We start from the raw sequence: 24,098 nt of genomic DNA, 5'->3' as shown, positions 1-24,098 counted from the left end.
TGTCACCTCAAGAGCACAACCACGGATCCGCATTCAGCGGCGGAAAAGGCCGGTCCTCTTCCAGAACCGCACGGTAGGCTGCGGGAATTTCCACTGCTTTGATGCTGCCATTTGCTTCCTTTACCCATCCTCGCAATTCATACCCATGACCTGTGCGAACGCCGCGGGCAAACACTTGATGCGTCAGCTTTATGGTTTTGGGTTGGACCTCCGCTGCTTCGGTCATCACCGTGATGATATCGTCGTAATAAAGCGGTTTCTCAAACGAGCAGCGGACATCCAGCAGAGGCAGGATGACGCCATCCCGCTCCGATAAAGTCGAAGGAGAAAGACCGATACTCCGGAAAAACTCGTGTGCTGCAATATCAAACCACTTAAAATAATTCGGATAATATACAATGCCCGCCTTGTCGGTATCTCCCCAGTTCACACGCAAACGAAACTGGTTTCGTCTCATTCTACCACCACCTTTGGGTTTTCTGCCACCCCTATTTCCTATTGTAATGCAAAACTTCGAATGATTCCATTTTATTTTTCTGTTCGTCTTAAAAACATAATATAAAAATCGTGCATAACCAGACGATCACAGACTCACAATAACGCTCGTTCTACAATTTCTGCGATATCCAAGGTTTGAACCTGGATTTCCAACCCTTTACTTTTCACGCCGTCACTCATCATGGTTAAACAATAGGGGCAATTGCTCCCTATGACGGTCGGACGCGCCTGAAGCGCTTGCTCCGTTCGTTCGACGTTTACGCGCTTGCCCTGCGATTCCTCCAGCCACATCATTCCTCCCCCTGCGCCGCAGCACATCGCGTCTTCCCGGTTCCGTTCCAGCTCCAGAAGCTTCACGCCGGGAACCGCCTGGAGAATATGGCGCGGGATGTCGAAGATTCCATTGTAACGGCCCAAGTAGCATGAATCGTGATAAGCCACCGCCTCTTCCATTTCCTTCTCCGGTCTTATGCGGCCTTCTTGGATGAGTTTCCAGATCAGCTCCGTATGATGGAAAACCTCCGCCTCCAAACCAAACTCCGGATATTCGTTTTTAAACGTGTTGTACGTATGCGGACATATCGTTACGATTTTCTTTACTCCATAGGCTTGAAACGCTGCGATGTTTTCTTGACAAAGCTGTTGGAACAGCATTTCGTTACCCATTCTTCGCGCGGAATCGCCCGAATTTTTCTCTTCATTGCCGAGTATCGCAAACTTCACGCCCGCCGTGTTCAAGATTTTGGCGAAGGATCGGGCGATGTTTTGGCTGCGGATATCAAACGAGCCCATCGAACCGACAAAGAACAAGTACTCGAAATCGTCTGTTTCCTCCACTGTCGGGATCACGAGATCCTCGCGCCCTTCACGCCATTTGATCCGGTCCTTGCGGCTGATCCCCCACGGATTGCTTTGCCTCTCGATATGTTGAAAGTACCGTGCCGCTTCGTGAGGCATGTCTCCCTGAGTCAATACCAGATAACGGCGCATGTCGATGATTTTCTCCACATGCTCGTTAGAAACAGGACATTGGTCCTCGCAATTGCGGCATGTGGTGCACGCCCACAGCTCCTCCTCCGTAATCACGTCGCCGATTAACCTTTTCTCTTCGAGACGCTGATCCGCAGCTTGCCTGGTCCCGGCCGCAGCGCCGGATGCAAAGGATAACGAAGGCATCCAGGGAGTACGGGAGGTTACGGCCCCTTTCTCCGTTAAGTGATCGCGCAGCTTGACAATGAGATCCATGGGAGACAGCGTCTTGCCCGTGTTCGAAGCCGGACACATCTGGGTGCAGCGACCGCATTCAACGCACGCATACAAATCGATCAATTGATTGCGCCGGAAATCTTCCACTTTGCCTGCACCGAAGGATTCCTGGGTCTCGTCCTCCAAATGGAGCGAGCTCAGTTTCCCGTAAGGTTTCGTTTCACGCAGCGCAATGTTTACGGGCGCAAACAAAAGATGTGCGTGCTTCGATTGCGGCACATAGACCAAGAAGGCCAGCAGCGTAAGCAAATGAACCCACCAGAATATATAAAAAGCTGCGCCAGCCTGACTTTCCGACAGTCCTGTAAACAAAGCGGCCAATAAAGAAGAGAAAGGCGCATACAAGCTGCTGTCTGCCCCTAACCAAAGCCGCTCAAACGCCAGCGACAGCAAGATCGAGCTCATCAGCACGGCAAGGAATAAAATGACGACCCCCGACTTCAGCCCTCGTTTAAGCCGGGAAAGCTTCTCGACATATCTCCGGTAGAAGGCATATGCCACGGCCAATAAAACCAAGAAGGTTGTCACCTCTTGAGTTAAACTGAAATAAGGGTGTGCCGCTCCAAGCGGCAGCTCGAACCCTTTGATAAACCCTTTTACGATCAGCTCAACTGCGCCGAACTGCAAAATAATGAACCCGTAAAACATCACCATATGCATCATGCCGCTCTTTTTGTCTTTCAGCAATTTCTTCTGACCGAATACTTGGATTAAAAATTCACGAATGCGTACGTCCAGGTCCTGCTTTAATTCGTGGGGCTTGCCCAGTCGAATATAAGTTATGCGGCTGTACACCACGGCTGCGAACCAATAGACCGCAAACCCCGAAACGGCGATAAAAGCAGCGAAATTCAGCAGAGGCCACATGTGGAAACCTCCTGTTACGACGTTATCAATGCGCTTCTAAATTCGTTCGACAATAAAGGTACGATCTCGAAAAGATCTCCGACGATGCCGTAATCGGCAATTTTAAAAATCGGCGCTTCCGGATCCTTATTAATGGCGACAATGATCTTGGCGTTGGACATACCGGCAACATGCTGGATCGCACCCGATATGCCGCAAGCGATATATAAATCCGGCGTAACCACTTTACCCGTTTGCCCGATTTGCAAAGCATAATCGCAATAACCCGCATCGCACGCCCCGCGCGAGGCCCCTACGGCAGCGCCGAGCACGTCGGCCAATTCCTCCAGCGGCTTGAATCCGTCGACACTCTTCACTCCTCTTCCTCCGGAGACGATAATTTTGGCCTCGGCCAGATCCACCCTCCCGAGCGATTGACGAACCACATGCCGCACGGTAGAGCGAAGATCCGTGAATTCCACCTTGAAATCCACCGTTTCCGAAATACGGGATGCATCCGGTTTGCCGACCTGAATGTTGTTTGGACGAATGGTGGCGAAGACGACGGCCTCCGTCGTTTTTTTCTTCTGGAACGCTTTACCTGCGTAGATCGGACGGGTAAAGACCAATTCGCCGTCCACGAGCGCAATATCTGTGACGTCGGAGATCAATCCCCATCCAAATTTAGCGGCAACACGGGGAGCCAAATCTTTGCCGATCGCCGTATGCCCCATAAAGACGCAATCCGGTGCCGTCTCTTTTAATAACGCCGCGAACGCCTGGGTGTACGCATCCGGAGTATAATGCCGCAATGCCTCGTGCTCCACCTTATATATACGGTCAGCGCCCTGTTCTCTCAATGCAGATTCGTGCACGGATACTCCTGCTCCCAATAAAGCAACGTTTACCGTTCCGCCCTCCGCGGCCAGCCTTGCTGCGCCCAGCGCCTCGAAGGTCACGCTGCGAATGCCGCCGTCCCGAATTTCCGCCAAAACAAGTACGTTTCTGCTCATCGCGTTTCCTCCTCTTATATCACTTTGGCAGCGTTTCGAAGCAGCTGCACCAAGTCTGACGCCTGGGTCTGCGCATCGCCGGCCAGCAGTTGACAGGCACCCCTCTTCGGGGGGACGTATTGATGGATTACCCTTGTTTTCGGTTGGACTTCCCCGACGTTCACTCCAAGTTCCGCCGCACCGATCCGATTGATCGGTTTCTTCTTCGCCTTCATAATCCCCGGCAAGGAAGGATAGCGCGGCTCATTCAGCCCCTGCTGCGCGGTGACAAGCGCCGGAAGGCAGAGCTCGACGGTCTCCGTATCCCCTTCCGCATCCCGCTCCACCGTGAGCCGGCTGCCTTCCACCGTCAGCTTCGTAACAGACGAGACATGCGGGATATCGAGCTCTTCTGCGACCCTGGGTCCCGTCTGACCGGATCCGTTGTCGACAGACATATTCCCGGTCAGAATGAGATCGAACGGGCAGCTGCGGATCACCGACGCCAGGACTTTCGAGGTTGTCCATTCGTCGCCGAACAGCGACTCGTCATCGACAAGGACACCTTGATCCGCACCCATCGCCAATGCCGTTCTCATCGAAGCTTCCACACGATCCGGCCCGATAGAGACGATGGTAACCGTACCTCCGAATGCCTCCCGCAATCGTACGGCTTCCTCCACGGCATATTCGTCGTAGGGATTCATAATAAAACGCACTCCATCTTCCTGAATGCGTCCTTCGACCAGCACCACATTTTCTTCCGTATCCATCGTTTGCTTCATGATCACAATTATGTCCATGGACTTCTCCCTCCGAAATGACAAACGTTCTCCACTTGTCAGGATAAAATTTCTTTGGCGATAACGACACGCTGAATTTGGTTCGTCCCTTCATAAATTTGCATAATCTTCGCATCCCGAAAATATTTCTCGACCGGGTACTCGCGGATAAAGCCATAACCACCATAGATTTGTACGGCGTCCGTTGCTACCTTCATGGCCGTATCCGCAGCGAAGCACTTGGCGAATGAGGCGTGCCTGACGGAAGGACGGCCTTCCTGCAGCAGAAACACCGCTTTTTGTACCAGCAAGCGGGACGCTTCAATATTCATCGCCATGTCAGCCAGCATAAATTGAATGGCTTGCAGATCGGTGATCGGCTTCCCGAACTGCTTTCGCTCTTTTGCATATTGCACAGCGGCTTCATAAGCGCCTTGGGCGATTCCGACCGCCTGCGAGCCGACCATCGGTCTGGCATACATCAGAGCCTTCATGAATATTTTAAAGCCCTCCCCTTCAGCGCCCAGACGTTGGGCCGACGGAATCTTCACGTCTTCGAATAGAACGGATGCCGTATCGGATGCACGAAGTCCAAGCTTTTTCTCTTTCTCTCCCACAGAAACACCTTCAGCGTCCCGTTCGACGATAAACGCGGTAAACGCTCTTGATCCAGTTTCGCCTTTCAGCTTGGCGAGCACGACATAAAAATTCGCTACGCTGGCGTTGGTGATAAAGCACTTTTCCCCATTCAACACGTAATCGTCGCCGATTCGTTCTGTTGTCGTTCGCAGCGAGCTTACATCGCTGCCGGCGGCAGGCTCCGTCAGCGCGAAAGCCGCATACTGTCCTTCTTCCGTCAGACGACGCAAATAAACGCGCTTTTGCTCCTCCGTTCCTCCCACCAGAATCGGATAGGAGGCCAACGAATTCGCATCCAGGCTGGTCGCAACACCGGCACATGCTTTCGCGATTTCCTCCATGATTAACGCATGGGATATCTTATCGATCCCCGCACCGCCATACGCTTCGGGGATCGCCAGATTAGACAGGCCGGTCTCGTAAAGCTTCTTCATGATTTCCGCAGGGAAGCTTTCCGTTTCATCATAGTGTCTTGCGCGAGGCGCAATCTCCTGCGAGGCGAACTCTCGCGCAAGCGATTGAATCGCTTCCTGTTCATCGGATAGGAAGAACATCCCTTTCACCTTCGTCTGTACATCACTCATGCATTTACCGCTCCTTTGGTTTCGTGAACTGTACCAAGATATGTCTTTTGAACCATCGGATCGTACAACAGATCAGACGGTTTGCCTTCCAGTACGAAGGTTCCCCGATCCATCACATACACCCGGTCCGCCACCTTCAAGGCGGCTTTTACATTCTGCTCCACCAAAATGACCATCGTCCCGAGGTCGTCCCTGATGCGCTGCAAAATGACAAGGATCTCCTTCACAATGAAAGGTGCAAGTCCCATAGAAGGCTCATCGAGCAAAATAATTTTCGGATCCGCCATCAGCCCTCGGGCGATGGCCAGCATTTGCTGCTCCCCGCCGCTCATATTGCCGGCCGCTGACTTATAGTGCTTCTTCAAACCGGGGAACATCTCCAGCATCGCTTCCAGCTTCGACTCCACCGTGTGCTTCTCTCGCTTATATTTGTGATACATGCCAAGAATCAGATTTTCTCTGACGCTCAAGCTCGTAAACACCTGCCTTCCTTCGGGCACAAGGCTGATCCCTTTGCGGACGACCTGATGCGCCGGCAGATGCTCGATCCGATCTTTCCCCAGGAGAATCTCTCCTTGCGCCGGCTTATATAAGCCCGCAAGAACCCCAAGCAGCGTGCTCTTCCCTGCGCCATTCGCTCCGATGATGGATACCATCTCGCCCGGATGGACGGACAGGCTGACCTGATGCAGCGCGCGGATGCGGCCGTGGTAAGCGGTAATGCCGTTGGCCTGCAGCATCATTCCAACTCCTTCCCTAAGTAGGCGTCGATCACCTTAGGATGGTTTCTTATTTGCTCGGGGGACCCCTCGGCAATCTTGACCCCGAAATCGATAACGACGATGCGATCCGCAATTTTCATGACGGCGGCCATGTCGTGCTCGACAAAAAGAAAAGAGTGCCCCTTATTTTTCATCTCCAGCAGGAACGAAGCGAGCCGGTGGCTTTCCCCGTCATTTAAGCCCGCCATCGGTTCGTCGAGCAGGATCAGATCCGCCTTCAGCACAATCGCCCTGGCCAACTCCAGCAGCTTGCGCAAACCGTAAGGAAGGTTGCCGGCAATCTCCGCCTGTTTGTCCTGTAAGCCAACCGATTCCAATGCCTGAAGCGCTAAAGAAGCCGCGGTTTCGTCGTCTTCTTTCACCACCGGCAGCCGAAAGCCGGCATTGAAGATCGTCGTTTTGAGCTTTGTATGCGTACCGAGCATGACATTTTCCAGCACCGTCATGGACTCGAAAATTTGAAGATTTTGGAAGGTCCTCGTGATCCCCTTCGCAGCCAGCCGGTGAACCTGCGTTCCGGTTAATTTCTCTCCCTTGAACCAGACCTCGCCCTCGCTTGGCTCCAAAATAGAGGAAATCATGTTAAACAGCGTCGTTTTGCCCGCTCCGTTCGGACCGATAACCGCTACGATCTCCCCTTTTCGAACGTTGAAAGAAACACCGTCCACCGCTACAATGCCGCCGAAACGTTTGGTTAATTGCTTAACTTCCAACAGTGCGCTGTCCATGCGGCCCGCCTCCTTCCGGGAGCTTCCTGCGTCGGAAGCGTTCCTGTATTGCGCCGATCATCGGCAGCAAGCCTTTGGGCATAAACATCATGACGAGAACCAACAGAAGACCGTAAATGATAATTTCAATTTCTCCGCCGACATCCATTACCATCGGGACATAATGGCGCACGCCTTCCGCCAGCACCGTCATCACGAAAGCGCCAAGGATCGCGCCCCAAATCGGTTGAGCCCCTCCGACAACGACCATGATCAGCAGTTGGATCGATGCCAGCACGTAAAATGTTCCCGGTGCGAGAAAATTCATAAAATGGGCGTACAAGCTTCCGGCTGCAGAAGCAAAAACCGCGCTTAACACAAAAATTTGCAGCTTATATTTCAATACATCTATTCCCTGCGTGAGCGTCGCGATCTCGCTGTCGTGAATCCCCCGAAGCACCCTGCCGATATGGGATTGCACTAAATTAATGCAAAACGATGCCAGGAGAAGCACAATCCCCCATACGAGAAAGTAATAATTCCATTCCCCGCGAATGTCGAAGCCGAATACCGAAAATTTCGGAATCCCGGTTAAACCCGATGCCCCGCCGGTCAGGTCGTACATGCCTAAAATGACGATGTATACGATAATGTTAAAACCGATGGTCGCCAGCGCCAGAAAATGCTCCTTCAGCTTCAGCGTTGGAATGCCGACTGCAAAAGCAATCAAACCTGTCAACAGAATCCCGGCCAACATCGCCACAAGCGGCGCAACCCCGTACTTAACGGTCAGGATGCCCGAGGTATACGCTCCGATTCCAAAGAAGGCCGCATGCCCAAGCGAGATTTGACCCGCATATCCCATCAGCAGACTTAATCCCAGCGTAATGATGCTGTAAATCCCGATCAGCACCAATACCGTCAAATAATAAGGAGAATGAAAAAGGACCGGCGCAAGCACGATGAGCACCATCAGGATGAAAAGCGGCTTGAGCCGGCTGGCATACAGCGTTTGCTTCTTCACAAGACTCCCCCTTTCTTTAGACCCGTTTTCCGGTTGCTTTACTCATCATGCCGTTCGGTGAAATGAACAATACCAGCAGCAGGAAAGCAAAGCTGATCGCATCGCTGTAGGAAGTGGAAATGTACCCTCCGCTGAACGCCTCGATCACGCCAATCAAAAAACCGGCAAAGACGGCGCCGGATATGTTGTTCATCCCGCCGATGACCATGGCCATAAAGCCCTTTAGGCCGAGCAAGAGGCCCATATCGTAAATGGCTCCTGTGATCGGAGTCACCACGATGCCGGCCACAGCGCCGACCGCAGCGCTGGCCGTAAACGCAAAAGCTGACATCGATCGGGTATTGATTCCCATTAGCTGCGCGGCCTTGGGGTTGATGACGCATGCCTTCAACGCCGTGCCGAGCACCGTTTTTTCAAAAAATAAATACAGCATACCCAGCAGCAGCACCAGTGTCGCAAACACCCAGATGCTTTGCGGAATCAGGACGGCGCCCAGGATCATAACCGGCGAGCTGTCGGAAAACGGCGGGAGGCTTAACGGCGTGTTTCCCCAAATCAGCAGACCTGCCCCCCTGAGCACGATCGATACGCCAATCGTAATAATGATCAACGTTACAAAATTCGCATTTCTGACCGGATAGACCGTCGTTCTCTCCATGAAGAAACCGAAACAGGCCGTAAGAACAATGGCCAGTATGATACTGAAAACCAGCGGAACCCCCGATTGAACGAAGGATACGCATAGAAGAGCTCCAAGCATCGTAAACTCTCCTTGCGCAAAGTTAATCACGCCGGTTACATTATAGATGGTAACGTAACCGACGGCGATAAGCGCATAGATGCTCCCCGTCGTGAGGCCCGTAATGAGATATTGCATAACTTGGCTGATCGTATCCATTTTGTCCCCTCTCTTCTATATGAGATATAGACACATCGCACTGACCGGAAACGATATCCTATGTGCCTTTATCCCTCCGGGTAAACCGCAACATTATCTGGCCGGTTCCCAGCCCTGCTTCGCTACCCGCAGCAGCGCCAGCCCGTCGCCTGCCGCCGCGTCATGAACATCCGCGCTGAATTCGAACGTTCCCGTGACACCTAGGTGCTTTCCAAGACCGCTCTCAATGTAATCGCGAATGGCCTGCGGACTTTCATGGCCATTGGAGATGGCCTTGAGCACCAGATGGATTCCATCGTACATATACCCTCCGAACGGCCCCGGGGAGGTACCGTATTCTTTTTGGAATTCATCATTAAACTTCATTAACAGTTGTTTTTGTTCCGAATCCGGAAGGGCATCCAGAATATTCATTTTGCTTCCGATCGCCAACACCCCTTCCCCCTCGGCTCCGATCTGCTTCAGGAAGCCTTCATTGCTTACCGCGTGGCTTTGAATCATCGGCACGTCAAACCCGAGCTGGTTGAAATTTTTGGCGATGATGCCCGCCCCCGGTGGACGAGACCATACGATGACGGCGCCGGGTTTTTTCGGTTTAATTTTGGTCAGCTGTACGGTCATATCGGTGGCTGCCCCGTCGAAATCCTCCACCGCGACAATCTCGATGTGATTCGCCTTCGCCAGCTCCTTGAAAATCGGCAGACCGCTTTGGCCGAAGGCATCGCGTGCATTCGTCCAAGCAACGCTAGTGATGTTGTTGGATTTTAGATAATCAATGATCGTTTGCAGCACGGTAGCGTTGCTTTGCGTGACCTGGAATACATACTCGCCAAGCACCTCCTTGGATAAAGGCGCCAAGGCAATCAGCGGCAATTTGTTTTCCTTCGCCACTTCGCTGATGGCTACGCTCGTGCTGGTTTGCGTCCCTCCGACGATGGCGATGACTTTATCCTGCGATACCATTTTTTTTGCGATAACGACCGCGTTGGTATCGTTCGTTTCATTATCGCTGATGATCAATTCCACTTTTTTACCGTTGAACAACTGCCCTTCGATCTGTTTCTTAAGCAGTCTTGCCGTTTCAGCTTCAGGTTTGCCCAAAGAGGAAGCAGGTCCCGTCTCGGAAACGATGACACCGATTTTGATGGTTTGCGCCGATCCCTCCGATGGGGTTGCTGGAGCAGCCGTATTCTCCGGAATCGAAGATGCAGAGGAGCAGCCGACCGTTGCAATCCATAGAGTCAAAGCCATGAGTGAAGTCCACAGCCGTCTTTTCATCTTCTTCATCTCAACTGACCCTCCAATTCGATTTTCAATTGCTGTTGCAAATCCATTTTTTTGATTTTTCCGCTTGGCGTCATGGGAAAATCATGCATAAAAACGATTTTGTCGGGCGTTTTATAATCCGCCAGCCGCTCACGAATAAATTGCTTCAATTCTTCGGCTTCTACCTTCGCGCCGCTTTTCAACCGGACTGCGGAGCAGGTGATCTCCCCCAGGACCGAATCGGGAAGTCCGACGACCGCCGCTTCCAGAACCTCCGGGTGCTTGTATAGCACCTCCTCGATCTCCCTTGGATAAATGTTGTATCCTCCTCGAATGATCATTTCCTTGCTTCGTCCTACAATGCGGATGTACCCGTCCTTATCGATCGTGGCCAAATCTCCCGTGTATAACCACCCCTCATCGTCAATCACCGCCTTGGTTTCCTGAGGCATTTGATAATACCCTTTCATCACCCCGAATCCACGGCAGGCTAATTCACCGACCTCTCCGAAGGCAACCGGTTCCCTTTGTCCATTGACGATTTTCACCTCCGCTCCCGGCAGCACTTTTCCGACCGTCTCGGACCTGATCCGATCATCATCGTTGAAATCCGTGATGGTCAGCGTCGGCGAGGTTTCCGTCAGCCCGTATGCCACCACGATATCGCATCCCATGTCCGATCGAATACGTTTGACGACTTCTACCGGGCATGGGGCTGCGGCAATAATGCCTGTGCGCAGGGAGGAAAGGTCATAAACGGAAAACGCCGGATGGTTCAGTTCGAGGATAAACATCGTCGGAACGCCGTGGTGTATGGTAATTCCCTCGTTTTGTATCAATTCCAGCACATCTTTCGGCTTGAATACGTCCACAAGCACCATCTTTCCGCCGCAGGCGAAATTGGTAAGAATGCTTGGCGTAATACCGAACACATGAAAGACGGGAACCGCCACCAGCATAACGTCATCCGGTGTACAGCGCATCGATTCCGCGGTGATGGCGGCCGTATGCACAACGTTCGCATGAGTAAGCATGACACCCTTCGGCCTGCCGGTGGTTCCGGAGGTATATAGAATCCCGAAGACATCCTCCCGCCGGTCGATCGCTGCAAAAGTAAGAGGCAGATGCTTTCCTCGTTCCAGCAGCTGATGATAAGAAAGCATTCCAGGCCGTTCGAACCTGACCGATATCATCTGCTGAAGCGTCTTCGATGACTTCAACAAGGTGGAGAATTGCTCATAATGAGGGACGCCGCCGAACTCATCGGTACAGAAAACCAGCTTCGCGCCGCTATTGGACAAGATATATTCCACTTCTTCCTGCCGATACCGTGTATTGAATGGAATCAGGATCGCACCAAGATGTGAAAGAGCCAGGTAGATCACGACAAACTCGTGCCAGTTCGGCAAACAAACCGCCACCCGGTCCCCCTTCTCCACTTGAAGATCCTGCAGCGAAGCAGCCAGCTGTATCGATTCTTCACGAAGCTCTTGATAGGTCAGCCTTCGGCTGCGATCATAAATCACTTCTTTGGAAGGATTTAACTTGTAAGCCCTTTCAAATAACTCTGTAACGGTAAGTCCATAGCAGTCTTGATACATTGATGATTCACCCCTTGAGACTTTTTATGATCCCATCCCTGCATCCGTTTCAGACTCGCTCCCAGATCGCTGCGATCCCTTGGCCGCCGCCGATGCATAAGGAGGAAACACCGAATCTTTGGTTTCTGCGGCGCAGTTCGTACAGTAAGGACAGCGTGATTCGGGCACCGCTGGCTCCGAGCGGATGGCCTAACGCAACGGCGCCGCCATTCACGTTGCCTTTCTCGGGATCAAAATCGAGCTCCTGCCGGCAGGCGAGATATTGAGCTGCGAACGCTTCGTTAATTTCAATCAAATCCAACTGCTGAAGGGTCATTCCCGCTCTTTGCAATGCCTGGCGAATGGCGTCGGCGGGTCCGATGCCCATCATGGCCGGCTCCACGCCTACAATGCCCCACGCCACCAATCGCGCGAGAGGTTTTAAGCCGCGCCGGATCACCGACTCCTCCGAAGCGATGACCGTTACGGCCGCGCCATCATTCATGCCGCTTGCGTTGCCGGCCGTGACGACGCCGTCTATCGTAAATCGGGAGGGAAGCCTGGAGAGGGCTTCCATCGTTGTCGATCGAGGATGCTCATCCCGGTCAACAAGGATATCGCCTTTTCTCCCTTTTACCGTATAAGGAACGATTTCTTCCGAAAAAATGCCTGTTTCTATAGCCTTCAGCGCTCGCTGCTGACTCCGGACGGAGTAAGCGTCCGCTTGCTCTCTGGTAATCCCGTATTTAACGGCCAGGTTTTCTGCAGTGGTCGCCATCGTGCAATCTCCATAAGGATCGTAAAGCGTCTCCCACAAATAATCCTCCATGGGAGCTTTGCCAAGCGGAATACCCCATCTGGCGCCCCGAATCACATGCGGCACCTGGCTCATATTTTCCGCGCCGCCAGCAAGCGCCAAATCGGCCTCTCCCAACAGAATCGATTGGGCCGCACTGATGATCGCCTGCAGGCCGGAACCGCAGAGGCGGTTCACCGTAAGCCCCGGAACATGCTTGGGGACACCCGACTTTAAGCCGACATGTCTTCCCGTATAAACGGCATCCGGGCTGGATTGAATGACATTGCCGATCACGACCTGATCGATTTCCTCCGGCGATACATTAGATTTTTCCATCGCTTTACGGGCGCATGCCGCGGCCAGATCAATAGCCGTGACGTCCTTGAAGGAACCCCCGAATTCACCGAAGGCGGTTCGCGCGCCTTCGATGAGATAAACCTCGCGTTTTGCCATCACTTCTCCTCCTAACGTCCTGAGAATTGAGCTTTGCGTTTCTCTACAAAGGATTGCATGCCTTCCCTGCGGTCCTCACTGGCGTATGCGTTCCCGAAGCATGCCATTTCCAAATCCAGTGCTGTCTGGAGGTCCGCATGATATCCCGCGTTCACCGCCGTTTTCATCATCCGCATCGCCACCACAGGCTTTTCCGCAAGCTTTTTCGCAAGCGCCACGGCTTCCGGGAGCAATTCCGCAAGTGGAACCACCCGATTCGCCAGTCCGATCTCCAACGCTTTAGCCGCATCGATCATCTCGCCGAAATAGAGCAGTTCCTTGGCTTTTGCCTGACCAATCAGCCTTTGGAGCCTTTGTGTTCCGCCCCCGCCGGGAATTATGCCAAGATTAATCTCCGGCAATCCGAATTTGGAATGCTCTGAAACCAGTCTTATATCACAGGTGAGTGCCAATTCGCAGCCGCCGCCGAGCGCCAGACCGTTGATCGCCGCAATGACCGGTTTGGACAGAGATTCGATCTTGAAGAATGTGAGCCGGGACACCTGGCAAAATTGCAGCACTTCGTTGGCGTTCAGGTCCATCATATCCTTAATGTCCGCGCCGGCAGCGAATGCCCTGTCTCCTGTACCGGTAATAATAACGGCTTTGATGTCCGCATACTGCTCCAGACGATCGAACAGATGCGACAGCTCACGGAATAATTGTCCGTTTAGAGGGTTGTACGGAGGGCGATTCAAGTAAACGATCGCGATGTTTTCTTTTACAGCCAGTTCTATCGTTTCATAGGTCATGTCCGGTTCACGTCCCTGCTTATTTGTTGTAATCATACCATCCCGCCCCCGTCTTCTTTCCTAACCGTCCGGCGCGCACCAATCGGCGTAAGGATAAAGGCGCTGCAAAACGGTCATCCTTAAATTCCTCATAAAAATAATCCATGACGTTCAGGCCGATATCGACGCCTGCGAAGTCCTGGAGCGTAAATGGCCCCATGGGATAGTTCAAGCCGAGCACAATCGCTTTATCCACGTCTTCGGGCGACGCCACCCCTTCTTCCACTAGACGAATGGCCTCGATAAACTGAGGAATCATGACCCGGTTGACGATAAAGCCCGGGCTGTCTTTCTTGACCTCGATCGGGTCCTTTCCGAATCGAATCGCTAATTCCTTCAATTGCCGAACGGTATCGTCGCCCGTCTTGAAGCCGCGTACCACCTCTACCAGCTTCATCACCTGAGGGGGATTGAAAAAGTGCATCCCCGCCACAAGGTGCTGGCGTTTGGTCGCTTCGGCCAGGACCGTGACGGACATCGAAGAGGTGTTGGAAGCGATAAGCACGTCTGGCGGCAGCAGCTCGTCGAGTTGGTGAAACAATTCCTTCTTTGCCTCCAGGTTTTCAATAATCGCCTCGATAACGACTTGTACCGGTTTCAAATCTTCCAATCGCGTCGTAGATACGATACGGGACAGCACCTCCGCTTTTTGGTCTGCTGTCATCTTCCCTTTCTCGACGGATTTATCCATCAGCGTCTCCATGCGTTGCCTCGCTTTGTTCAAAAACGCGTCCGCCACGTCGCATAAAATGACTTGGAAACCGGAAAGCGCGGCCAAATGGGCAATGGCGCCTCCCATCGTCCCCGATCCCACTACACCGATCCGTTGAATGTTCATCCTATCAGCCTCCTGCGTCTGCTTGAAATCTAATGTAACCGCTTACTGAAATCATAAGGGTATGGAGGCTCATTGTGTATCTTCATTTTGTAGGAAAACCGGGCGTCATTTTCATCGAATTTGCGGAAGAGTGAATCGATGAAGGTCGAATAGCTTATAGGCCAGCATGAGATTGAAACGCTGATCCGAATCGTTTAAATCGATCTGCAGCAAATCCCGGATTTTATCAAGTCTGTAGAGCAGTGTACTTCGGTGGATAAACAGAGCGTCCGACGTTTCTTTGATATTTCCGTTACGTTCCAAATAGACGCGCAGGGTATGAAAGAGGTCTGCCCCGTTTCCGTCAAAATGCAGCAAGGGTGACAATTTTTTCTTTACAAACAACCGAATGGATGACATATCGTTGATCTGGTGAAGCATGGTATAGGACTCAAGCTCCTCGAACAGGGCAACCCCTGTCTTGACAAAGCGATGTCGAACCAAGTTATTCGTTTGCACCGCCTGTTTGTATGAATCGTTATAATCTTCAATTCGGTTGGTTTTGCCTCCGACGCCGATATAGATTTGAATGGACGGATTGACCGAATGGGTGATCTTTTTCAGGCTGCCGAATACCCTCTTCCAATAAGGCTCGGTTCCCTTTGTTTCGTTCGTAAGAGGACTGATGAGGATAAATTCATCCCCTTTGCGAGACGTCATCATATTCGTATATTCCGAACTGATTTTGAATTTGATTTGGTCCCAAAGCTTTGATTTGGTCTCTTCGCGGTCAATCAGGTGCAGATGATCCCCCTGCTTCTCCGGCAAAGTCATGGACAGCACGGCGACTCTGTGGGGATCCATAATATTCCAATGGGTGAGACTTGCATATTGAACGATCTGATTCAGGTCCTCGACCTGATGTGAAAACAATTGGTTGATGAAGCTCTCTTTCACCTGTTCCTTAGCGTCCAGGACCAGCTTTTGTTTAATGAATTCATTGGCAAACAGGCTTATCGCGTTGTTAATGGTCAACCGATTCACGGAATCCCACAATTCCGGCCGGGAAATCACAACGAAATAGCCAAGCGATTGTCCGACGCCTGTAACCGGCCAAATTCCCAAAGTCGGCTCCTCATTTCCCGGCAGAGCAAGCCAGAGCTCTTTCGAACGCAGTGTAGCAATCTTCATTTCATGTTCTTTCACTGCTTGCAGGATGGGATTCAGCATGTCTTCTTCCCCGTGAAGGAAACAGTGGGAAATCGGGCGGATAAAGCGATCCAGCAGCAGGATGGAGCAGCCGAACAGGGAGTTCACGGTTTTGGTCATCTGGCCTAACGATTCCTCTTCAATCGCTTTTTTCATCAGCTCTTGCTGATGGTACATAATGCGCTGCAGCCTGGATCGGCTTTCGATCTCATTTTGATAAAGCCGGGCGTTCTCAATCAAGGTCGATACGTGTAAAGACAAAAACTCCAGCAGATCCAAATCTTCTTCCGTAAAATATCCATTCTCTTTGCCGCTGACGTGCAGCACGCCGATCGTTTTCAAATTCACGACCAGGGGCACGGTCAGTTCGGTGCCGCCTGCCAGTTCGAGATAAGGGAAAAGGGTCATGATCGTGCTGTTTTCGTCCATTATGAGATGTTCCCGGAAGGTTTCCAAACCAAAGCTTGGAGGCTGATAAGTAAAACGGAAATGTTGATCGTCATATAAATAAACGCAGGCGGATTGAGCCATCGTCCCCTTTACGGCGCGGTCCACAATTTTTTCAACCATTTGCTCAATCGATGAACCGGGGAAAATATTTTCCCTCAGCCATTCCATCCCTTTGATTTTCCGTTTTTGCCGTTCTTTCTCTTTAGCCAAACCGATCGCAACCGCCACGTCCCTGCCGAATTCCACGAAATACGTTTCAGCTTCCAGAATCAGCGGAACAAAATTGCGAAAACCGATGATACAGAGTCCAAACGTTTTTTCCCGCTCTTTCAGCGGTACCGTAAACCAGGTGGAGAGATTTTCCGCCTCCAGCGCCATGTGAAATTCTTCTTCCCCCTCCCCGATACTGCCGTTGGGCCCCCATAAGGCTTCCTGCAACAGCTTCGATTCCGAAGGGACTTGAAAATAAAGCGCCGTCTCCACCTGCCGTGTCTCCCCTTTCCAGGCTTTCGGCACAAGAAGGTTGTCTGATTTCAAGAGAATCGCTACAAAGTCGCATGTAAACTCCATCCAAAACGAATCCATCAAGTAATTCAGCGTTTCCTCCAAGGTATCGAACTTCACCAGCTGTCTTGCCGTGTGCCGAAGATGGGATTCAATTTTCTGTTTCAGTCGTTCACGCTTGTTCATGTTGTTCATAAAGACCCCCTTTATGTTGGATATCGATTTATAGCGGCGGCTTTGTAATGGAACATCCCCCTTAACGGTAATTTAACGGAAATCGGAACCATCCAACCAACCCCGGGCATATAGCGGCTTGATAAGACAAATACGCTGCGCTCGGGCTTCTCCCGGATGGATCCGGCTATCCCTCGGTTTGTCAAAGCTTCATCCGTCGATTAACATTTCGGAACTTCTCAATCGTTTTGGTTTGATGGGTATCGGCCTAAAGGAAATGAATTGAAATCAGGAGGTTTTTTGTGACTGAACATCGATGAGTTCATGACGAGGCGGGTGTATTTATTGCCAACATAGGCACAGCAGTTCATTCAGCGTTTTTTTCATGGCGTAATCTGAGCGTTACATCCTATGACGTAATCATAAATGAAAACACTTCAATGATCAAACCATTTGCGTAATCCTGCATCTATACCGGCCAACCATCCCATGATATGATAAGTGAAATACAGTTCCGGAGGTCCGACGGAGAAAATGTCAACGAAAACCAATGCTTGCCGAATCTTGGATTCCCTTCACATTTCTTATACTTTACATGAATACGAATGGGATGAAAATCAACTCGATGCGTTCATTGTTGCAGAAAAAGTCGGTGTCATGCCCCGTCAAATGTACAAAACGCTAATACTCCGCGGGGATAAAACAGGGATTATCGCGGCCTGCATTCCAGGGGATAAAGAATTGGACTTAAAAACATTAGCCAAGGCAAGCGGGAACAAAAAGGTGGAGATGGTTCCGGTGAAAGAAATTCAAAGGCTTACAGGGTATATCCGCGGCGGCGTCTCGCCGCTCGGAATGAAGAAAAAATACCCTTTATATCTGGATAAAACCGTAACCGGCGTGAATCCTGTCAGTATTAGTGCAGGTAAGCGGGGACTTCAAATCTTTTTGGACGGGAAAGATTTGGCGGCCGCGTCCGGGGCGTTTCTGGCAGACATTACAAATGGATAACTTGAAAAAGGATAGCCTGCTGCAGACGGCAGTTCAGATCCTCGGGTTTAGCCAGACGCCCCAGCGGAATACGATTCAGACCTCTTCCTTGAATGCCGGATCTTCGAACATCGGTTCGGTCAATGGGGTTTTAATGAAGGTGGGTGCGATCGCATTTACATTAATTCGATCAGATGCCCATTCGGCGGCCTGACTGCAAAAAATGCGCATTTCAAATATAAATCGAGCGCAGTTTAGCTATCTCGCTGCCTATGCCTTGACTGGCCCCGGTCACCACTGCGGTCTTGCCAGTGAGATCGAATAATGCATTGATGTTGATTTTCATCTTCTTTCCTCCTCCGAGCTTGATCAGGACAGGCAGATTAGAGAAAAACATCCGCAATATTCTGCGGATGTTTGGTTCAGTTGAGTTTACGGATAGGCGAGCCGGATAAAAAGGCCTGGATATCTTCCACGGCTTCCTGAAAGTAGGTATGATAATTTCCCTGAGACACGTATCCGAGATGGGGTGTCGCCAGAACATTGGGCAGCTTTCGAAACAGGCTGTCTTCCGGCAAAGGCTCGATGTCAAATACATCGATACCCGCGCCGGCGATCCACCGGTTCTGCAAGGCCTCGATGAGCGCCTGCTGATCCACAATCGCCGCCCGTGAGGTATTGATCAAATATGCGGAAGGACGCATCCGCCGAAGCTCTTCTCTGCCGAGCAGGCCTCTCGTCCGATCGCTGAGCACAAGATGGATAGAGACAATGTCGCTGCTTTCCAGCAGTTCTTCTTTGGAGGCTGCTAACCGTACTCCTGCAGCATCGGCCTGCTCTCGGGTCAAATGTTGGCTCCAGGCAGCCACCTCCATCCCGAACGCTTTGCCGATGCGAGCCACCTTGCTTCCGATCTTGCCGAGACCAAGCACGCCAAGCTGCTTGCCATGAAGATCCGTTCCGATGGTGCTCTGCCATGGACCGTTTGTCCGAAGGGCGCTGTTTTCTTGCACAATATGACGTGCAAGCCCAAGGATCAATGCCCAAGTCAGCTCTACGGGAGGCTCGGATTTGCTCCCCGTCCCGCAAACGACCACACCGTGCGAAGCCGCAGCCGCAAGGTCTATGGATGCATTCCGCATGCCGGAGGTGATGAGCAGCTTTAGCTTGGGCAAACGTGCAAACAGCGATGCCGGAAAGGGAGTGCGTTCGCGCATGATCACGACGATGTCTTCATCGCCGAGCAGACTGACGAGCTCCTCCTCCCGATCCACATGCCGAACGATCGACCGGACTTCTACCGACTCCGAAATGGTTGACCAGTCGGCCATCGTTAGTGCGGCTTGCTGGTAATCATCAAGAATTGTACAACGAAGCTTCATTATTCCTTTACACCTCCAGTTGCAGTGGGCCAGCCGAATTCAGCAATGAAACAGCGGCTCCCCATTGGCAAAAGTAAGCTCCACCGGCTCCGAACTAATCTCAATGTTCGGGTTGGCCCTGGCTTCTTCCAATAAAGGCTCGCTAATGATTATCTCGCCCAGCTCCAGGGTGTTTTTGATCCATACAATCTTATGCCGGTATGGTTCAATGCCATTACACATCTTGACCGCGATGCGCAGAGCGTCCTCCGGCGTGGACGCCACCATCGGAATTTTGACCGGGGCGGATTCCGTACTGGTGAACGCATTCGTATACATCGAAATGAAGTCAATCTTATCAAACAGCTTGCGGGTAATGACGTCTGCCGTTCCCACACCATTCGCGTTGCCATGCGTCTCTTCCGTTAAATCAAAAATGACGCAATTCTGAAACTCGGGACCACCGCTGGCAAACTTGGTGATATAAAGTCCCGTGACGTTCGGGTCCTGTCCGTCGCCGCTGATGTTTTTGCCGATCTGCTCAATAACCAATACATCAAATTTGGGAAACAGGATCTTTCCCATTTTATTCTTGCTTTCTTCCAGCAGGGCTTTTTCTCTTTCCAACGCAATCGCATCCTGCTTGGGTATGACTTCAATTTTATAGGTTTCTTCATACGCATTCTCGACGATGGATACGGAAAAAAGAAATCTGGTTTTTTCGGCAATCATGCGGCCGATGGATGGAATCAGCTCTGCAAAACGCCCAAATCCCTGACGGTGTACAAGATCGGTGCCCGCTTGTTTTCCAAGCCCGATGACAAGCATTTTGCAAATCCCGCTCTCGACTTCGCCACGGAACGCCGTATGTGCTTTAATTCTCGGAATGATAACGATGCCGTCGGCTTCCAGCGCGCTTTTGGCGACATAGACCTCAAGTCCCGGCTCAATCTCGCCAATCGATTCCACATCCATCGACGCATCGATCTCCACGCCCATGGTCTCCTCGGAAATGCCATAAGCCTCCAGGATTTCGGCTTGTCCCTCCGGCGTCGCTCCGCCATGACTCCCCATGGCCGGGATAATAAACGGGTGCGCACCCGCCTGCTTCAACTGATCGACTACGCATTTGGTAATCAGGTCGATGTTATGGATTCCCCTGCTTCCTACACCTACAGCGATCCGTTTGCCCGAAAGATTCTCCAGATAAGGGGCCATATTTTTTTGAATCTCTCCGGGAATATCGTCCAGCTTCTGACGGTCAAAATGTTGTTTGACTTTAACAAACCGGGGCAGTTCAATTTTAGGGTATAAGCTCAAATCCAGCGATTGCACTATTTCGTCCTCCTTTGTAACTTCACTCAGCTGACTGGGGTTCCGCGCCATCGGATACCCAAATTTTAACATAAGCTTTCCCGAAAATATGCGTTTTCTTAACATTTCATGTCCCAGAGGGATACCCTCCTGCAGAGTCACGAAGTAATCGCCTATACGATGGTCCCGGCTGTCATCCCCACTTCTTCTGACTTGATGCCGATGGAATAACCTCCGGATTAATCAAGTCAACCGGTATTTGTCCTGACAAACCGGCTACAAGGTTCCTGGCGGCCTTCTCGGCCATTTTGGAACGGGTTTCCAATGTAGCGCTTCCAATGTGAGGCACGGTCACGACATTTCGCATTTGGAGCAATGGATTGTTTTTATCTACCGGTTCTTTTTCAAAAACATCCAGCGCGGCGCCTGCAATCCGGCCTTCCTGCAGTGCGCGGATCAAGGCCTGCTCATCTACGGTTGCTCCTCTTGATACATTAATAAATATAGCATCGCGCTTCATGAGGTGAAACTCACGCTCGCCGATCAAGCGGGTTGAACTCGGGCCCAGCGGAACCAATACAACCACATAATCGGATTTTTGCAGAAGCTCATCCATAGAAGTATAAATGACCCCTAATCCGGCCTCGGCGTCAGGCTTCCTGGAACGGTTGTAATATAAAATATTCATATCGAAGCCCTTAGCCCGGCGGGCTACCGCTTCTCCGATCCTACCCATCCCGATGATGCCGAGCGTGGAGCCGTAGACGTTTTTCCCTAGCAATAAACTGGGCTTCCAGCCTTCCCACTGCCCGCTTTTTACAAAATGATCCGCTTCTGCAATCCGTCTGGCCGCGGCCATAAGGATGCTGAAGGCAAGATCGGCCGTCGTTTCGGTCAACACCCCGGGGGTATTGGTCCCCATAATGCCCCGTTTGGTCAGTTCTGCCAGATCCAAATTGTCGTACCCGACGGCAATATTGCTTATCACCTTTAAGCGAGGCGCATGCTCGAGTATGGAGGCTTCAATCTTCTGGCGGGAATAAATCATAAGCCCTTCCGCATCTTGAAGCCCCGCGATGAGTTCTGCGTCAGAAAGCTTCTCTTCTGCATCCCGGTAGTCTACCTCGCAATGTTCTTGAAGGTAGCGGAGCGCTTGTTCCGGGATTTGGTTGGGGACAAATACTTTTGGTCTGCTTCTGCTCATGTATAAAATTCCTCCTAGGCTTCCACAACAGATGTTGGGTAATCGCTTTCTTTGTTTTATATTATAAAACTAAGTTTTATTTCTTGTTCACATTTCTTGTTCACATAGAGACGTGTGCGAGTCCCAAGATATCAAGGCAAAATATAATGGCACAAGCCTCTTGAAACGGTTGCAGCGGACACGCCGGCTAAACCGGCTATTTCTTTCATGGTGATATGGGACATATTCACCCCTCTGGCGTAATCGTTTTCTCAATTATAGTCTTATCATAATGTTCCAGTCTGAATTTGTAAATACATGTATTTAAAATTGGATAATCGGATAAAGTCTCTACTAAAGAACCGATAATCGTCTTCATTCTCTTGCAAAAACTTAATCCATTCATCCTTGTTTTCATTTTTATAAATTCAAAAGAATTCCCATCAGAGAATAGATGATTACCGTTGAAAATAAGATCGTCATATGAAGAAGGGAATAAACAAACATTGATTTTGCCCATCTCTCTGAATCCATCTTTTTATAACCGAAAATACTTAAAATAAGCCATAGAACACTTAAAAGAAGGGCTACTAACATAAGACCGAGGCTTAAAGACCCAAAAAGAAAACTTGCTGCAATTAAAACAATTAAATAAATATTCGTTTGTATATATGTTCTTTTTATGCCTTTGACTACGGGAAGCATAGGAACCTTCGCGGCCTTGTACTCATCGTGCTTCCGAATAGCTATAGCATAGAAATGCGGCATTTGCCAAATCACTGTAATCACAAAAAGACCAAGAATGGCTGGATGTGTGATGTCCGGATAAATTGCGGCCCATCCTATGAGTGGCGGCATCGCCCCGGAAATACTGCCAACCTCCGTATTATAAATGGTTCTTCTCTTGCTCCACATCGTATATGGGACAACATAAAAAAACAAACCTAGAAAACCTAGGAATGCTGCAAGGGGAGTTGTTAATGCAAGAGTCACTATTCCGAAGACAGACATGAAGATACCCAGCCATAATACTGCTTTGGGCTTTATTTCTCCTGTTACAGTCGGCCTGTTTTTCGTTCTCTCCATAATAGAATCTATATCTCGGTCGTATAAGTTATTAAAAGCTCCGGCTGCCCCCATGACTAAAATCGAACCAATCAAAGCAAATATCATTTCCGGGAATTTCTCTAAAAGACGGATTTGATATGTATATAATGCCAATGTTAATCCAGCAAACATCGGAATCAAGTTTGATTTAATAATCCCTGTTTTCATCGTTTGTGCCAAAATTTTGGACAAAGTCTGTTTCTGCGTTGCAAGGTTTTCTTCCCTCCGCATGATTCCCCTCTTCCCCTTTATTGTTGATGGTTACTTCCAATAATAATGATCTATTATAATTTTCATACTGTTTAGTATTTATATACTATATGGTATGTTAATGTTATATAGTATGATTGTCAAGAGAAAGAGGGAGGGAAGAGAAATGATCAGACGAAGATTAACCCATGAGGAGCGAAAAAAGGAGACTCGGCAATTACTTTTAGAATCAGCTGTCGAGACCTTTGCTCAATTAGGCTTTCACGGAGCTTCTGTTGATAAAATTGCAGAACATGCCGGATTTAGCAAAGGGGCGGTTTATGCTCATTTTAATTCCAAAGAAGAGCTCTTTCTAGCCATATTGGAACAACAAATGAAATTACATGTGAACAACATCCATCAAGTAATAGACCAACAGCATTCATTTTCACATTTTATCGAAACCATGGATGAATATTTCCTTTCAGTTAGGCAGGAAAATCGAACATGGAGCATGCTTAACATGGAATTTTTTCTTTATGCGATGCGTGAAGAATCGGTACGTCATAAATGGTCTAACCTGATAACAGAATCGGTGGAGCAAATTTCCAAGGCCATTGAGAAATTGAAGTCGAAAGAAAATCATAAGTCTACTCTGTCTACGAATGAACTGGCTTGGACGATTCTTTCGTTAGAAAATGGGTTGGCTATATTTTACTATATTAGCGAAGACCGTGTGCCCCGTAATTTATATGGAAAAGCACTGCAAAATATGCTCCTGTCCACACGTTAGAAAAATAAGAAAACCCTCTAATCGAAATTGGAGTATGAGATTTTCAATGAGACTTCTGAAG

General features: G+C 50.3%; 23 protein-coding genes. 3 read left to right on the top strand and 20 right to left on the bottom strand.

What is annotated here, in order from left to right; translation table 11 throughout:
- Positions 1-7: 7 nt before the first annotated feature.
- From IJ22_RS07125 to IJ22_RS07055, 15 genes are all read right to left on the bottom strand, one after another.
- Entirely contained in the window at positions 8-457 is a 450-nt protein-coding gene (locus tag IJ22_RS07125) for an acyl-CoA thioesterase (protein WP_062408187.1), read from the bottom strand.
- A 134-nt stretch (positions 458-591) separates the two neighbouring features.
- Positions 592-2,631 carry a heterodisulfide reductase-related iron-sulfur binding cluster gene (locus IJ22_RS07120; RefSeq protein WP_062408185.1) on the bottom strand — a complete coding sequence of 680 codons (2,040 nt, stop codon included), beginning with the start codon at positions 2,629-2,631 and terminating at the stop codon, positions 592-594.
- 14 nt (positions 2,632-2,645) lie between these two features.
- Positions 2,646-3,623 carry an electron transfer flavoprotein subunit alpha/FixB family protein gene (locus IJ22_RS07115; protein WP_062408183.1) on the bottom strand — a complete coding sequence of 326 codons (978 nt, stop codon included), beginning with the start codon at positions 3,621-3,623 and terminating at the stop codon, positions 2,646-2,648.
- A 14-nt stretch (positions 3,624-3,637) separates the two neighbouring features.
- Positions 3,638-4,405, bottom strand: coding sequence for an electron transfer flavoprotein subunit beta/FixA family protein (locus tag IJ22_RS07110; RefSeq protein WP_054817211.1), 768 nt, complete (start codon positions 4,403-4,405; stop codon positions 3,638-3,640).
- Positions 4,406-4,443: 38 nt separating this feature from the next.
- Positions 4,444-5,607, bottom strand: coding sequence for an acyl-CoA dehydrogenase family protein (locus IJ22_RS07105; protein WP_269465278.1), 1,164 nt, complete (start codon positions 5,605-5,607; stop codon positions 4,444-4,446).
- Positions 5,604-6,350, bottom strand: coding sequence for an ABC transporter ATP-binding protein (locus IJ22_RS07100; RefSeq protein WP_306274216.1), 747 nt, complete (start codon positions 6,348-6,350; stop codon positions 5,604-5,606). The genes IJ22_RS07105 and IJ22_RS07100 overlap by 4 nt, the downstream gene beginning before the upstream one ends.
- Complete coding sequence (locus IJ22_RS07095) at positions 6,347-7,117, bottom strand: ABC transporter ATP-binding protein (protein ID WP_054817210.1); 771 nt, start codon at positions 7,115-7,117, stop codon at positions 6,347-6,349. The genes IJ22_RS07100 and IJ22_RS07095 overlap by 4 nt, the downstream gene beginning before the upstream one ends.
- Positions 7,092-8,120 (bottom strand): branched-chain amino acid ABC transporter permease, encoded by a 1,029-nt coding sequence (locus IJ22_RS07090; RefSeq protein WP_062408181.1) that lies wholly within the window; start codon positions 8,118-8,120, stop codon positions 7,092-7,094. Before IJ22_RS07090 ends, IJ22_RS07095 begins: the two co-directional genes overlap by 26 nt.
- Positions 8,121-8,136: 16 nt before the next feature.
- The gene (locus IJ22_RS07085; RefSeq protein WP_062408179.1) at positions 8,137-9,018 is read right to left on the bottom strand and encodes a branched-chain amino acid ABC transporter permease; all 882 of its coding nucleotides are present in this window, start codon (positions 9,016-9,018) and stop codon (positions 8,137-8,139) included.
- A gap of 93 nt (positions 9,019-9,111) precedes the next feature.
- Positions 9,112-10,305, bottom strand: a complete 1,194-nt coding sequence (locus tag IJ22_RS07080; protein WP_062408178.1) for an ABC transporter substrate-binding protein — start codon at positions 10,303-10,305, stop codon at positions 9,112-9,114.
- Positions 10,302-11,885 carry a long-chain-fatty-acid--CoA ligase gene (locus tag IJ22_RS07075; RefSeq protein ID WP_062408175.1) on the bottom strand — a complete coding sequence of 528 codons (1,584 nt, stop codon included), beginning with the start codon at positions 11,883-11,885 and terminating at the stop codon, positions 10,302-10,304. Before IJ22_RS07075 ends, IJ22_RS07080 begins: the two co-directional genes overlap by 4 nt.
- 49 nt (positions 11,886-11,934) lie before the next feature.
- Positions 11,935-13,116, bottom strand: coding sequence for an acetyl-CoA C-acetyltransferase (locus IJ22_RS07070; RefSeq protein WP_062408173.1), 1,182 nt, complete (start codon positions 13,114-13,116; stop codon positions 11,935-11,937).
- A gap of 11 nt (positions 13,117-13,127) precedes the next feature.
- A complete protein-coding gene (locus tag IJ22_RS07065; RefSeq protein ID WP_062410897.1) occupies positions 13,128-13,907 on the bottom strand; it encodes an enoyl-CoA hydratase/isomerase family protein in 780 nt (259 codons plus the stop codon).
- Positions 13,908-13,926: 19 nt separating this feature from the next.
- Positions 13,927-14,784, bottom strand: a complete 858-nt coding sequence (locus IJ22_RS07060) for a 3-hydroxyacyl-CoA dehydrogenase family protein (protein WP_054817205.1) — start codon at positions 14,782-14,784, stop codon at positions 13,927-13,929.
- A gap of 111 nt (positions 14,785-14,895) precedes the next feature.
- On the bottom strand, positions 14,896-17,121 hold the full coding sequence (locus IJ22_RS07055) for a helix-turn-helix domain-containing protein (protein WP_062408171.1): 2,226 nt from the start codon (positions 17,119-17,121) through the stop codon (positions 14,896-14,898).
- Between the two features lie 513 nt (positions 17,122-17,634).
- Here IJ22_RS07055 and ybaK point away from each other — a divergent pair.
- Positions 17,635-18,111, top strand: coding sequence for a Cys-tRNA(Pro) deacylase (ybaK, locus tag IJ22_RS07050; protein ID WP_062408169.1), 477 nt, complete (start codon positions 17,635-17,637; stop codon positions 18,109-18,111).
- The gene (locus IJ22_RS26260; protein ID WP_054817202.1) at positions 18,104-18,304 is read left to right on the top strand and encodes a hypothetical protein; all 201 of its coding nucleotides are present in this window, start codon (positions 18,104-18,106) and stop codon (positions 18,302-18,304) included. The genes ybaK and IJ22_RS26260 overlap by 8 nt, the downstream gene beginning before the upstream one ends.
- Positions 18,305-18,512: 208 nt before the next feature.
- On the opposite strand, the gene IJ22_RS07040 is transcribed toward IJ22_RS26260, so the two are convergent.
- From IJ22_RS07040 to cyoE, 5 genes are all read right to left on the bottom strand, one after another.
- Positions 18,513-19,472, bottom strand: coding sequence for a D-2-hydroxyacid dehydrogenase family protein (locus tag IJ22_RS07040; RefSeq protein ID WP_054817201.1), 960 nt, complete (start codon positions 19,470-19,472; stop codon positions 18,513-18,515).
- 39 nt (positions 19,473-19,511) lie between these two features.
- Positions 19,512-20,786: a nickel pincer cofactor-dependent isomerase, group 22 gene (locus IJ22_RS07035; RefSeq protein WP_062410896.1), complete on the bottom strand. Its 1,275-nt coding sequence runs from the start codon at positions 20,784-20,786 to the stop codon at positions 19,512-19,514.
- A 172-nt stretch (positions 20,787-20,958) separates the two neighbouring features.
- Positions 20,959-21,969 (bottom strand): 2-hydroxyacid dehydrogenase, encoded by a 1,011-nt coding sequence (locus tag IJ22_RS07030; RefSeq protein WP_062408166.1) that lies wholly within the window; start codon positions 21,967-21,969, stop codon positions 20,959-20,961.
- 131 nt (positions 21,970-22,100) lie between these two features.
- Positions 22,101-22,178 (bottom strand): LacI family DNA-binding transcriptional regulator, encoded by a 78-nt coding sequence (locus IJ22_RS27150; RefSeq protein WP_373864969.1) that lies wholly within the window; start codon positions 22,176-22,178, stop codon positions 22,101-22,103.
- A 190-nt stretch (positions 22,179-22,368) separates the two neighbouring features.
- Positions 22,369-23,286, bottom strand: a complete 918-nt coding sequence (gene cyoE / locus IJ22_RS07025; RefSeq protein WP_062408164.1) for a heme o synthase — start codon at positions 23,284-23,286, stop codon at positions 22,369-22,371.
- A gap of 145 nt (positions 23,287-23,431) precedes the next feature.
- Between cyoE and IJ22_RS07020 the strand changes: the two genes are divergently transcribed.
- On the top strand, positions 23,432-24,037 hold the full coding sequence (locus IJ22_RS07020) for a TetR/AcrR family transcriptional regulator (RefSeq protein WP_062408162.1): 606 nt from the start codon (positions 23,432-23,434) through the stop codon (positions 24,035-24,037).
- Positions 24,038-24,098: the final 61 nt, after the last annotated feature.

The organism is Paenibacillus naphthalenovorans, assembly GCF_001465255.1.
In the GTDB taxonomy this organism is placed as follows: domain Bacteria; phylum Bacillota; class Bacilli; order Paenibacillales; family NBRC-103111; genus Paenibacillus_G; species Paenibacillus_G naphthalenovorans.
Note: the sequence above shows the minus strand (reverse complement) of the source record. Positions and strands in the feature narration are given on the sequence as shown.